General features: G+C 72.3%; 13 protein-coding genes and 1 pseudogene. 10 read left to right on the top strand and 4 right to left on the bottom strand.

Annotation, left to right across the window (positions count from 1 at the left end; genetic code table 11):
* Positions 1-34: 34 nt before the first annotated feature.
* The 5 genes from ASD48_RS08405 to ASD48_RS08385 all read left to right on the top strand — a co-directional run bounded on the left by ASD48_RS08405 (position 35) and on the right by ASD48_RS08385 (position 6,491).
* Positions 35-805: an SDR family oxidoreductase gene (locus ASD48_RS08405; protein WP_057601079.1), complete on the top strand. Its 771-nt coding sequence runs from the start codon at positions 35-37 to the stop codon at positions 803-805.
* A 112-nt stretch (positions 806-917) separates the two neighbouring features.
* Positions 918-2,036 carry an LLM class flavin-dependent oxidoreductase gene (locus tag ASD48_RS08400; RefSeq protein ID WP_079073660.1) on the top strand — a complete coding sequence of 373 codons (1,119 nt, stop codon included), beginning with the start codon at positions 918-920 and terminating at the stop codon, positions 2,034-2,036.
* A 164-nt stretch (positions 2,037-2,200) separates the two neighbouring features.
* A complete protein-coding gene (locus tag ASD48_RS08395) occupies positions 2,201-3,931 on the top strand; it encodes a D-aminoacylase (RefSeq protein ID WP_057600720.1) in 1,731 nt (576 codons plus the stop codon).
* Positions 3,932-4,254: 323 nt separating this feature from the next.
* Complete coding sequence (locus tag ASD48_RS08390; RefSeq protein ID WP_242432531.1) at positions 4,255-5,667, top strand: aldehyde dehydrogenase family protein; 1,413 nt, start codon at positions 4,255-4,257, stop codon at positions 5,665-5,667.
* A 272-nt stretch (positions 5,668-5,939) separates the two neighbouring features.
* A complete protein-coding gene (locus tag ASD48_RS08385) occupies positions 5,940-6,491 on the top strand; it encodes a DUF3455 domain-containing protein (RefSeq protein ID WP_057600719.1) in 552 nt (183 codons plus the stop codon).
* Between the two features lie 117 nt (positions 6,492-6,608).
* Here the strand turns inward: ASD48_RS08385 and ASD48_RS08380 are convergent, their stop codons facing one another.
* On the bottom strand, positions 6,609-7,004 hold the full coding sequence (locus ASD48_RS08380) for a nitroreductase/quinone reductase family protein (protein WP_057600718.1): 396 nt from the start codon (positions 7,002-7,004) through the stop codon (positions 6,609-6,611).
* Between the two features lie 83 nt (positions 7,005-7,087).
* Here ASD48_RS08380 and ASD48_RS08375 point away from each other — a divergent pair, with 83 nt between their 5' ends.
* The gene (locus ASD48_RS08375) at positions 7,088-7,930 is read left to right on the top strand and encodes an endonuclease/exonuclease/phosphatase family protein (protein ID WP_057600717.1); all 843 of its coding nucleotides are present in this window, start codon (positions 7,088-7,090) and stop codon (positions 7,928-7,930) included.
* Positions 7,931-7,985: 55 nt separating this feature from the next.
* Here ASD48_RS08375 and ASD48_RS08370 read toward each other — a convergent pair whose 3' ends face one another.
* Positions 7,986-8,456 (bottom strand): nuclear transport factor 2 family protein, encoded by a 471-nt coding sequence (locus ASD48_RS08370; RefSeq protein ID WP_057600716.1) that lies wholly within the window; start codon positions 8,454-8,456, stop codon positions 7,986-7,988.
* Positions 8,457-8,683: 227 nt separating this feature from the next.
* Here ASD48_RS08370 and ASD48_RS08365 point away from each other — a divergent pair.
* A pseudogene (locus tag ASD48_RS08365) lies at positions 8,684-9,145 on the top strand (ALF repeat-containing protein); the annotation flags it as partial.
* Between the two features lie 14 nt (positions 9,146-9,159).
* Positions 9,160-9,672: a protease inhibitor I42 family protein gene (locus ASD48_RS08360; protein WP_242432530.1), complete on the top strand. Its 513-nt coding sequence runs from the start codon at positions 9,160-9,162 to the stop codon at positions 9,670-9,672.
* Here ASD48_RS08360 and ASD48_RS08355 read toward each other — a convergent pair.
* Positions 9,647-9,835: a DUF397 domain-containing protein gene (locus ASD48_RS08355; RefSeq protein WP_057600714.1), complete on the bottom strand. Its 189-nt coding sequence runs from the start codon at positions 9,833-9,835 to the stop codon at positions 9,647-9,649. The genes ASD48_RS08360 and ASD48_RS08355 overlap by 26 nt on opposite strands.
* A 9-nt stretch (positions 9,836-9,844) precedes the next feature.
* A complete protein-coding gene (locus ASD48_RS08350; RefSeq protein ID WP_242432529.1) occupies positions 9,845-10,243 on the bottom strand; it encodes a Scr1 family TA system antitoxin-like transcriptional regulator in 399 nt (132 codons plus the stop codon).
* Between the two features lie 204 nt (positions 10,244-10,447).
* On the opposite strand from ASD48_RS08350, the gene ASD48_RS08345 reads away from it, so the two are divergent.
* Positions 10,448-11,239 (top strand): hypothetical protein, encoded by a 792-nt coding sequence (locus ASD48_RS08345; protein WP_157880608.1) that lies wholly within the window; start codon positions 10,448-10,450, stop codon positions 11,237-11,239.
* A gap of 109 nt (positions 11,240-11,348) precedes the next feature.
* Positions 11,349-12,194, top strand: coding sequence for an LLM class F420-dependent oxidoreductase (locus ASD48_RS08340; protein ID WP_057600712.1), 846 nt, complete (start codon positions 11,349-11,351; stop codon positions 12,192-12,194).
* Positions 12,195-12,225: the final 31 nt, after the last annotated feature.

The following is a 12,225-nucleotide window of genomic DNA, read 5'->3' as shown; positions in this document are numbered from 1 at the left end:
GATGCTGAGCTCCACCGAGGCGAAGGGAGCCGGCATGGGCAAGCTCGACGGACGGGTGGTCCTCGTCACCGGATCGGCGCGCGGCCAGGGCGAGCAGGAGGCGCGGCTGTTCCGCCAGGAGGGTGCCGAGGTGATCGTCGCCGACGTGCTCGACGAGCAGGGGCGGGCGCTCGCCGAGGAGATCGGCGCGCTGTACGTCCACCTCGACGTGGGGGTGGAGGGGGAGTGGACCGCGGCGGTGCGGGAGGCGAAACGGGCGTACGGCCATCTCGACGGGCTGGTCAACAACGCCGGCATCCTGCGGTTCAACGCCCTCGTCGACACCCCGCTCGACGAGTTCATGCAGGTCGTACGGGTCAACCAGGTCGGCTGCTTCCTGGGCATCCGGACCGCCGCGCCGGAGTTGTCCGACGGCGGCACCATCGTCAACACCGCCTCCTACACCGGGCTCACCGGCATGGCGGCCGTGGGCGCGTACGCGGCGACCAAGCACGCGGTGCTCGGCCTCACCCGGGTCGCCGCCCTGGAGCTGGCGCCCCGCCGCATCCGGGTCAACGCGGTCTGCCCCGGAGCCGTCGACACCGCGATGTCCAACCCGTCCCGGCTGGAGCCGGACTCCGACCCCGAGGAGACGACCCGGGCCCTCGACTCCCTCTACCGCAAGCTCGTACCCCTGGGCCGGATCGGGCGCGCGGACGAGGTGGCCCGGCTCGCGCTCTTCCTCACTTCGCAGGACTCGTCGTACATCACCGGACAGCCGTTCGTGATCGACGGGGGATGGCTGGCGGGCGTTTCGGTCATCTGACCGTTCGTCAGCTATTGACCATCCGGGAGCCCGGTGCCACAGTCGGCGGCATCCGCTGAATCTGACGAACCGTCAGTTAATCGCGACCCAGGAACCGGGACGGTGAACCTCCGTGGAATTCGGGCTCTTTGTACAGGGATACGTGGGCAAGCGCGCCGAGACCGATCCGCTCGCCGAGCACAAGGCGCTGATGGAGGAGACCGAGTACGTCATCCAGGCGGACAAGTCCGGCTTCAAGTACGCCTGGGCGTCCGAACACCACTTCCTGGAGGAGTACTCGCACCTCTCCGCCAATGACGTCTTCCTCGGCTACCTGGCCCACGCGACCGACCGCATCCATCTCGGCTCGGGCATCTTCAACCCGCTCGCCCAGGTCAACCACCCCGTGAAGGTCGCCGAGAAGGTCGCCATGCTCGACCATCTCACCGGCAACCGCTTCGAGTTCGGCAGCGGACGCGGCGCCGGCTCGCACGAGATCCTCGGCTTCCTCCCCGGCATCACCGACATGAACTACACGAAGGAGATCTGGGAGGAGACCATCGCCGAGTTCCCGAAGATGTGGCTCCAGGACGAGTACGTCGGCTTCCAGGGCAAGCACTGGCAGCTGCCGCCGCGCAAGATCCTGCCGAAGCCGTACGGGAAGTCGCACCCGGCGATGTGGTACGCGGCCGGGTCGCCGCCCTCGTACGCGATGGCCGCCCGCAAGGGCCTCGGGGTGCTCGGCTTCAGCATCCAGAAGGTGTCCGACATGGAGTGGGTGCTGGAGCAGTACAAGACGGCGGTGGTGAACGCCGAGCCGATCGGCGACTTCGTCAACGACAACGTGATGGTGACGACGACGGCGATCTGCGCGCCCACGCACGACGAGGCGATCCGGATCGCCGTCGAGGGCGGGCTGCACTACCTGCCCTCGCTGGTGTTCCGCTACCACGACACCTTCCCCCGGCCCGAGGGCTTCCCGGTCTGGCCGGAGACGCTGCCCGAGTACAACGCCGAGTTCGTCGAACTCCTCGTCGAGGAGGAGCTGCTGATCTGCGGCGACCCGGACGAGGTGCTGCGGCAGTGCAAGCGCTGGGAGCAGGCGGGGGCCGATCAGCTGTCCTTCGGGCTGCCGGTGGGGGTGCCGAAGGAGGAGACGCTCCAGACGATCCGGCTGATCGGGGAGCAGGTCATTCCGAAGATCGACACGGATCCCGTCCACCGGACGACGCGGTTCCGGCAGGGCGCGTAGTCGCCGCCGCGGACCTGCGGGCGCGTGGTCGCCGTCGTGTGCGGGCTCTCCTGCGGCCGCGGGTCCGTCGTGGCCGGTCGCGCCCACGCGGCGGAGCCGCACGGCGACACAGCCCGGCGCCCCTTGGGGGGCGCCCATCGCATCGGAGTCGAGAAGGAGCCCTCATGCTCGATCACGTCATCAAAGGGGCGACCGTCGTCGACGGGACGGGCGCGCCCGCCTTCACCGCCGACGTCGGGATCCGGGACGGGCGGATCGCCGTCGTCGGCCCGGTCACCGAGGAGGCGCGGACCGTCGAGGACGCGCACGGGCTCGTCCTCGCCCCCGGGTTCGTCGATCCGCACACGCACTACGACGCCCAGTTGTTCTGGGATCCGTACGCCACCCCGTCCCTGAACCACGGGGTGACCACGGTCGCGGCCGGGAACTGCGGGTTCACGCTCGCGCCGCTGAACCCGGACCGTCCCGAGGACGCGGACTACACGCGCCGGATGATGTCCAAGGTGGAGGGCATGTCCCTGGTCGCGCTGGAGGAGGGGGCGCCCTGGAGCTGGCACGGCTTCGGGGAGTACCTGGACGCGCTGGAGGGGCGGATCGCCGTCAACGCCGGGTTCATGGTGGGGCACTGCGCGCTGCGCCGGTACGTGATGGGCGCGGACGCGGTGGGCGGGCAGCCGAGCGAGGAGCAGCTGGCCGACATCGTCCGGCTGCTGCACGAGGCCATGGACGCGGGCGCGTGGGGCTTCTCCACCACCCAGTCCTCGACCCACTCCGACGGGGACGGACAGCCGGTCGCCTCCCGGCACGCCCGGCCGGAGGAGCTGCTCGCGCTGTCCAGGGCCGTCGGCGAGCACGAGGGCACCCAGATCGAGGCGATCGTGGCGGGCTGTCTGGACCAGTTCAGCGACGCCGAGATCGATCTGTTCGTGGAGATGAGCGCGGCCGCCGGACGACCCCTGAACTGGAACGTCCTCACCGTCGACGCGGCCGTCCCGGAACGCGTGCCCCGGCAGCTCATGGCGAGCGAACGGGCACGGAAGGCCGGCGGCCGGGTCGTCGCGCTGACCATGCCGATCCTCACGCCGATGAACATGTCCCTGGGCACGTTCTGCGCGCTGAACCTGATCCCGGGGTGGGGGCCGGTGCTCGGCCTGCCCGTTCCGGAGCGGATCGGGCGGCTGCGCGACCCGGAGGTGCGGGCGGAGCTGTTGCGGCGGGCGAACTCCAAGGAGGCGGGCGTCTTCCGGCGGCTGACCAACTTCGGCCGGTACGTCATCGGCGACACCTACAGCGCGGCGAACGAGGGCCTCACCGGGCGGGTCGTCCGCGACATCGCCGCCGAACGCGGCCTGGACCCCTTCGCCTGTCTCGTCGAGATCTGCGCCGCCGACGAACTGCGTACGGTCCTGTGGCCCATGCCGACGGACAACGACCCGGACTCCTGGGCGCTGCGGGCGGACACCTGGAGCCACGAGGACGTCCTGCTCGGCGGCTCCGACGCGGGCGCGCACCTGGACCGGATGTGCGGGGCGCCGTACACGACGCGCTTCCTCGGCGACTGCCTGCGCGGCCGGAGACTGGTGGGCCTGGAGCAGGCGGTGAAGATGCTGACGGACGACCCGGCGCGGCTGTTCGGACTCCGGGAGCGGGGCCGGATCCAGGAGGGCTGGCATGCGGACCTGGTCCTGTTCGACCCGGCGCGGATCGACGCCGGCAAGGCCACCCTGGTGCACGACCTGCCGGGCGACAGCCCGCGGCTGGACTCGAAGGCGATCGGCGTACGGGCGGTCTGGGTCAACGGCGTGGCGGCCATCCGGGACGACAGGGTGACGGGCGCCGTCCCGGGCCGGGTGCTGCGCTCGGGGCGGGACACCAGGACGGTGAGCACCAGATGACCGACGGAAGCGGCACGACCGACGGGTCCGGCGGGTCTCGCGGCTCCGGCGGGTCTCGCGGCTCCGGTGGGTCCCACGGGGTCGACGAGTCCCACGGGGTCGACGGGGCCCAGGCGTCCCAAGGGTCCGGTGGGTCCCACGGGGTTGGCGGGTCCGGCGACTCCCACGGGTCCGGCGGGTCTCGCGGCTCCGGTGGGTCCCACGGGGTCGACGGGGCCCAGGCGTCCCACGGGTCCGGCGGGTCTCCCGGTTCCGGCGGATCTCGTGGCTCCAGTGGGTCCCGTGAGGACGGCGGGCAGCGGCTGTTCGTCGGTGGGGCCTGGGTGGAGCCCGACGGCGGACACTACGAGGTCGTCGACCCGGCGACCGAGGGGACCGTCGGTCTGGCTCCGGAGACCTCCCGGGAGCAGGTGCGCGCTGCCTGCGCGGCGGCCCGGGAGGCCTTCGGGCCCTGGTCGCGCACCCCGCCCGGGGAACGGGCGGCGATCCTCGCCCGGGCGGCCGACATCATGCGCGCCCGGCTGCTGCCGTACGCCGAGCTGGCCCAGGCGGAGACCGGCGCCACGACCGGCACCGCGCGCGGGATGCAGGTCGGGGTGGGAGTGGCCCGCTTCCGGCGCTACGCGCGCGTGGAGCCCGCCGAGTGGCCGATCGCGCCCCAGATCAACGAGGCCGGGCCGATGGGAAAGGCGGGCGTGATGGGCGCGGTCGCCGTACGGCAGCCGGTCGGCGTCGTCACCTGCGTCACCTCCTACAACAACCCCTGGGCGAACCCGGCCGGAAAGGTCGCCCCCGCACTCGCCATGGGCAACACGGTGGTCGTCAAGCCGGCCCCGCAGGACCCCCTGTCCGTCTACCGGATGGCGGAGGCGCTGGAGGCGGCGGGCGTGCCGCGCGGGGTGGTGAACGTCGTCTCCGGGCAAGCCGTCGAGATCGGCGAGACGGCGGTGTCGTCGCCGGACGTCGACATGGTGAGCTTCACCGGCTCGACGGCGGTCGGACAGCGCATCGCCGAGGTGTGCGGCCGGGACATGCGGCGCCAGCTGATGGAGCTGGGCGGCAAGGGTGCGGCGGTCGTCCTCGACGACGCGGACCTCGCCTCGGCGGTGGCCGGCATCGGCACCACCTTCTCCTTCTACAGCGGCCAGATCTGCACCGCCCCGACGCGGGTGCTGGCGCAGCGCGGGGTGTACGACCGCCTGGTGGAGCAACTCGCCGCGTACGCGGGCCGGTTGGCCGTCGGTGATCCCCGGGCGCCGGACACGGTCGTCGGTCCGGTGATCTCGGCCGCCCATCGCGACCGGGTGGAGTCCTACGTCGAACTCGGCCGCAAGGAAGGGGCGGTGGTCGTAGCGGGCGGCGAACGTCCGCCGCTGGAGCGGGGTTTCTTCGTCGCGCCCACCCTCCTCGCCGACTGCACGAACGACATGCGCGTGGCGCGGGAGGAGATCTTCGGCCCGGTGGTCACGGTCATCCCCTTCGACGAGGAGGAGGAGGGCGTCGCCCTGGCCAACGACAGCGACTACGGCCTGATCGACTACGTCTGGTCGGCGGACGTGGCCCGGGCCTTCCGGGTCGCCCGCGGGCTCCGGGCCGGCGGCGTCGGCATCAACACCGTGGGACGCAACATGGAGGCGCCCTTCGGCGGGTTCAAGCGCAGCGGCGTCGGGCGGGACGTCGGCTCGTACGCGCTGCACGCGTACAGCGAGGTGCAGTCGATCGTGTGGCCGGGGTGAGAACGCCCGCAGGGGTGTGGCTACTTGCCCTTTGAGCCCAGGGAAGTGTCCTCGGCGTGCAGACAGCGTGGTGCCGGAGAGTCGAATTCCTTTGACGGGCCCCGGAATCGGCGGCGGGCCCGTAGCGTCCCCGCGCAAGGGCACGGACGGCGTCGGGGACGCGGACCGCGTCGGGAACACGACGGTGCCGGGAACACGACGGCGCCGGAACGCGGTCGGCGTCGACTTCCCGCCTCGTGCACATGTTCGGAAAACGTTCTGGAGAACAGCCGATGAAGCTCGCCGAGCGACTCGTCCTCACCACCACCGCCCTCGCCGCCGCCACTGCCGGCACCCTCCTCGGTACGACGGCCGGTCACGCCGCGCCCGCCGGGTCCGCCCCCGCCGCGGTCCACGCTCCCGCGGCGCTCAAGGTTCCCGACGGCAACCGGCTGACCGGAGTCTTCGCCGCCCGGGGCGTCCAGACGTACAGCTGCGCCGACGGCGTCTGGAAGCTCCTGGAGCCCGCCGCCACCCTGTCGGACCGGAGAGACCGGGCCCACCGCCCGGTCGCCCTGCACTCCCGCGGCCCGGTCTGGGTGTCCACGGTGGACGGCAGCGCCGTCAACGCCACCGCCGCCGTCAGCTCGCCCAGGACCGGCACCATCCCCGAGCTCCTCCTGAAGACCACCGCCACCCGTGGCACCGGCGTCTTCGCCGACGTCACCTACATCCAGCGCCTCGACACGAGCGGCGGCGTCGCCCCCACGACCGCCTGCACCGGCACCGACCAGGTCAGCGTCCCTTACACCGCGACGTACGCCTTCTACAAGCCCGCCAAGTGACCCCGGCCGAGCGGTAGTCGGCGCGGCGGCGGCCTCCGGACGACCTGGGGCGGCCGCCGTCGTGTCCGGCCGCCGTCGTGTCCGCCCGTCCCGTCCCGCCGAGGGCCCGCGCGTCCGTCAGTCGGCCAGATCCACCCGGATGGTGAGCAGACCCGTGCCCAGCGCCCGGACGGCCGCGCTGTTGCCCCGGGGCAGGGTGCGCAGCCGGGCCACCGGGTCGTCGTCGGGGAGCAGCCGGGCCGTGCCCGAGTGCCACCGTCCCCCCAGCCGCACCCGCACCCGCGGATCGGCCTTGATGTTGCGGACGTACTGGGACCGTTCGCCGAACTCCGAGACCAGCCAGAAGACGTCACCGACCCGGCGGCCGCCCAGCGGGGTGCGCCGGGGCAGACCGGAGACACGGCCCGTGGTCTCCAGGAGCGTGTGGAACGGCAGGCGGCGCATGAGGGGGTTGGCGACGTGCCGCTGGAAGGCGGTGGTCGCGCGGAAACGGAGGTCGCTGGAACGGGTCATGATCCGTGGGACTCCTTCACGCACAGGTTTGTTGCTTCAATGGTCCCCGACGCCGTCGGCGCGACGAGAGCGGGTGGCTGCACATGCGCGTGGTGACCTGGAACCTGTGGTGGCGGTTCGGGCCCTGGCGGGAACGCCAGAAGGCCATCCTGGCCGTACTGCGCGAGCTCGACCCCGACGTGGTCGGCCTCCAGGAGGTGTGGGCGGCCGGCGCCGAGAACCTCGCCGAGTGGCTGGCCGACGAACTCGGTCTGCACTGCACCTGGGCCCCGTCACCGGCCCCCGAACGCTGGCGGAAGCGGATCGAGGACCCCGACGCCGGTTCGGTCGACATAGGCAACGCGGTGCTGAGCCGCTGGTCGGTGGTGGAACGGGAGACGCTCGTGCTGCCCGCGCCCCCCGACCTGGCCGACGGCCGCGCGGCCCTCTACGCGCGCGTGGCCGCCCCCTCCTTCGACATCCCCTTCTTCACCACCCACCTCACCTCGGCCGGCCACGCCTCGGCGGTGCGCCGCGCCCAGGTCGGCGCCCTCGCGGAACTCGTCGCCCGGCACCGCGACGGCACGCCCTTCCCGCCCGTCGTCACCGGTGACTTCAACGCCCGGCCGGACTCCGACGAGGTGCGTCTGTTCGGCGGCACGAGGACCGCTTCGGCCGTCCCCGGACAGGTCCTCCACGACGCCTGGGACTACGCCGACCCGGCCGCTCCCGCGGCCACCTGGAGTCCCGAGAACCCCTACGCGGCCCGCCTGCTGGAACCCGCCGTCCGTATCGACTACATCCACGTGGGCCCGCCCGGCCCGGTCGGCGAGGGCCACGTCCGGCACGTGCGCCGCGCGGGCCACGGTCCCGTGGACGGCGTCTGGCCCTCGGACCACGCGGCAGTGGTCGCGGACCTGGCGGACGAGGAGACGGCGATCATCTAGGCCTTCGCGCCTCGCGCCTTCGTACCTTCGCGCCTTCCTCGCCCTCCCAACCCTCCTAACCTTCCCCGCCTTCCTCGCCCGTCCCCTCCGTCCCGAACGCGCGGGCGACGGCGAGGCTGTCCTCGTACACGTGGTGCCGGGTGACCAGGCCGCCCTCGATCGTGAGGTGCAGCGCGAACCGGGCGCGATAGGCCCGCCCGGTGGAGCGGGCGGTCTGTCGGATCTCGCCGAGCACGACCGCGTCGTCACCGTCGACGAGGACGCGTTCGATCACGGTGGCCGCCCGGCCGGGCACGTGGTGCTCGACGAGTTCGCGGTAGTGGGCGGCGGCGTCGGCACGGGTGGCCCGGTGGCGGATCCACGGGGTGGCGCTGCGCGCGCGACCGTGCTCGTCCTCCGGCCAGTCCAGCCTCCAGTCGCTCCGCTCGGCGTACAGCTCCGCGACGCGCTCGGGGTCCCCTTCGCCGATCCGGCGCAGCAGTTCCCGCACCACGGCGCGGGGAGTCGTGGGCGTGGCTGAGGACACGGGGGATCCTTCCGACGGGGAAGCCGCGTCCCGCTGACGCGACGAGGCCGCCATCATCACCGGCGGCCACGGCCCGGAGCCATTACCTCCGACGTAACCGCCGCCCCAGCACGGGGATTTGAGCATCCCGTCGAGCGGCCGACCGGATGCGGATACGGCAGTGAAAGCCGACAGGGACTGCCGGTGTCCGGCAGCCGGGACCGCCGGGCTCGCGTCACCGGCCCCGAACGCCGGTGGACGACATGTCCGAGGAGGACCTCCGTGTCGCGATCGCTCGCATCCTGGCGGACGAGGACAGCGGCAGGCGGGTCCTCCGCGAGGCCGACGAGGCCCTCGACGGCACCGTGGAGGACATGCGCACGTTCCTGAAGACCGGCTACCGCCTGGCCCGGGCCGAGGATGACGCCGTCGCCATCGCTCGCATCCTGGCGGACAAGAACTCCGGCAAGGGCGTCGTCCGGGAGGCCAACAAGGCCCTCGACGCCGGCACCCCGGAGGCGCTGCGCGCGTTCCTGGAGACGGGCTACCGCCTGGCCCGGGCCGAGGACGACCGCGTCGCCGTGTTCCGCATCCTGGCCGACCCGACCAGCAGCGCCGCCCTGCGCGCGGCCGCCGAGGAGGTCATCGACGGGACGCCGGAGGAGCTGCGGTACTTCCTGGAGGTCGGGCGGTACGAGGTCGACGGCTAGGACTTGTCCGCCGGGTGGGTGCTACCCTCCCGGCGGTCAAGATCGAAACGGGGGAGCCGATGGCGGCCGGACCGAGCAGGGGCACGCGGGCCGTCGCGGCGGCACTCTGCACCGTCACGCTGGTGGCGGGCTGCGCGTCGGGCTCCGGCGCGGACGAGCCCACGAGTCACCCCACGCAGGACAAGAGCATCACCGCCGAGGTGGGCGAGCGCTTCACGCTCTCCGTCCCGGAGAACGCGTCCACCCGCGAGCACTGGCTCGTGGTCGCCCCGCAGCCGGACGCGTCGGTGGTCCGCGCCGCCGACCGCGACTACGAGTCGGCCGACGACGGCAGGTCGGTCGGTGGCGGCGGCACCCTCGTCCTCACCTTCGAGGCCACCGGCAGGGGCAGCACCCGGATCGTGCTGCTGCACTGCACGTTCCCCACGGCGGGCACCGCGGCCTGCGGTGGCGGCGCGGGCCCGTCCCCGACCCCGACCCCGACGACCGAGCCGGAGCGGGTCACCTACCGGGTCGACGTGCGCTGACCGCGTCGAGCAGGGCGGCGAAGGCGGTGCGGGTGGTGGTGAGGACGGAGTGGGAGGGGTCGGCGGATTCGGTGAGGTGGATGGTGCCGGGGTCGGCGGATATGTGGACGCAGGATTCGCCTTGCCCGCAGTAGGACGACTTCTGCCAGGCGTGGGTGGGCATCGGTTCCCCTTACAGGTCGTGGATGAGGTCGTGGATGAAGTCGCGGGACTTCGATGGCTCCAGTGCCACGCGCTCCATGCGGTCCAGCAAAATGCGGTACATCTCCAACTGTGCCTCCGCGTCCAGGAGTACGGGGCCATGGGACTGGTCGAGTGAAACCGTGTCGAGCTGGGGCAGGAGGCCGCACGCGTAGTGGATGTTCTGTCCGGATCCGGGGTAGGCGCCGATGGCGAACGGGATCACCTGGACAGTGATGTGCTCGCGTTCGCTCTGCTCCAACAGGTGCTCAAGCTGCCGCTTGGCGGCGGAGGCGGTGGTGAGGACGAGGGCCAGCGGCAGCGTCGCGGATCGCAGGGCGGTGCGGCCCCAACCCTGCCCGCGGGCGCTCCCGTTCCCGCTCGTACGCATCGGCATCCCTCCTTTTCACCGAAGTTGAACCAAGTCGACGGCTCGGCAGCTCAGTTGCAGCGTTGCCGAGTATGCCGTCGCGTTGTCACGGGTTCGTACGAACGGACGTGGTCCGTACATGGGTTCCTCTGCGTACGGGAAACTCCGGCACGTGAGCCGATCCGCCGGGTGCGGATGGCGTTCCCGTTCGAGAGGAAGCCCACCGTGAGCCAAGTGGATTTGCTCATCGCTGTGTTGACGGTCTTCTGCGTGGTGTACACCGTGCTCGGTGTGTTGTGGTGGCTCCAGGACCGGGCCGACCGGGCCGTCGTCGCGCGGGTGGACGGGGCGCAGGTCGACCCGTACCACGCGGTGGCCACGATCGACGGTGACCAGGGCGCGGACCGGGCCGGGGCCGCCGAGCTGCTGCTGGCCGGGCTGATCCGGATCGAGGACGACGGGCGGGTGGCCGTCACCGCCATGGGCGCGGAAACCGATCGGATGCCGGAGCATCCGGTCCCGGCCGCCGTGCTGGTCACGCTGCGCGGTCATACCAGGCCGCATCCGCTGATCTGGCTGTACGTGGACGCCGAGCACTGCCGGCGGCGTGCTCCCTTCCTGCGGGCCCAGGACGCCAGATGGCCGCGTTGGTCGGATCACGCCGAGGACCGCCTCCAGATCGCCGCGATCCTGGTCGCCCCGCTGCTCGCGGGCTGGCTCGCCGCCCAACTGCTCTACGTAAGTGACGCGTTCGCGCCGAATGCGGCCGAGATCGTGGGGGGTGTGCTCGTGGGCCTGCTGACCTGGGCGGTGTTCGCACTGATCCTGCACGTGCTGGTGATGACGGTGTGGCCGGAGCGCCGGGACCGGTTCGCGGAGTACTGCCGAACCCTTCCCCCGCACCCGGCCGAGGCCGCCCTCGACGCCGGGCAGCGCGAACAGCTCGCCCGGGCCATGGACTACAGCCCTCCGTCGGAGCCGGACCCGTGGCCGCTCGACACCCCCGGCGCGTTCTGAGATCGATGCCGACCAGTCGGTATGGACAGTGGATCGTTCCGCAGGTAGAGATGGGAACGTCACCCGCGACGACGCCGTCGACAGAGCCGTACGCAGCGAAAGGCCCCCCATGCGCATCGCCGTCACGATCTTCCTCACCGACGAGACGATCACCCCCACCCGCCTCGCCCGTGAGCTGGAGCAGCGCGGCTTCGCCGGGCTCTATCTGCCCGAGCACACGCACATCCCCGTCGAGCGCACCAGCCCCTACCCGGCCGGCGGCGACCTGCCCCGCGAGTACGGCCGCACCCTCGACCCCTTCGTCGCCCTCGGCCAGGCGGCGGCTGTGACGAAGACGCTGGGTCTCGGCACCGGCATCACGCTCGTCGCCCAGCACGACCCGATCGACCTGGCCAAGCAGATCGCCACCGTCGACCACCTGTCGGGCGGCCGTCTCACCTTCGGCCTCGGCTACGGCTGGAACGTGGAGGAGGCCGCCGACCACGGCGTCGAGTGGCGTACCCGCCGCGAGCTGGTCCGGGACCGGATGCGGCTGATGCAGGCCCTGTGGGCGGAGCAACCGACGGCGTACGAGGGCGAGTACGGCAGCGTCCGCGCCAGCACGGCGTACCCCAAGCCGGTACAGAAGCCGCGCGGGCGGGTCACCGGCCCGCGCACCCTCGTCGGCGGTGCCGCGGGACCGAAGCTGTTCGCGCACATCGGCGAGTACGCCGACGGCTGGCTGCCGATCGGCGGTCGCGGCCTCTCCGAGGCGCTCCCCGTGCTGCGCTCGGCGTGGGCGGACGCGGGCCGCGAGCCGGACGCCCTCCAGGTCGTGCCGTACGCCGTCCACCCGTCGCCCGGCAAGCTCGCGTACTACGCGGAGCTGGGCATCGAGGAGGTCGTGGTGCAGCTGCCGCCGGTGGGGGAGGCGGAGGCGCTGCGCGCCCTGGACGAGTTCGCGCCGTACCTCTAGGACCCGTCGCGCCGTACCTCCAGGCCCTGTT

It is taken from the genome of Streptomyces sp. Root1310, from assembly GCF_001426425.1.
GTDB lineage: Bacteria > Actinomycetota > Actinomycetes > Streptomycetales > Streptomycetaceae > Streptomyces.
This window is presented reverse-complemented; position numbering and strand designations above follow the sequence as displayed.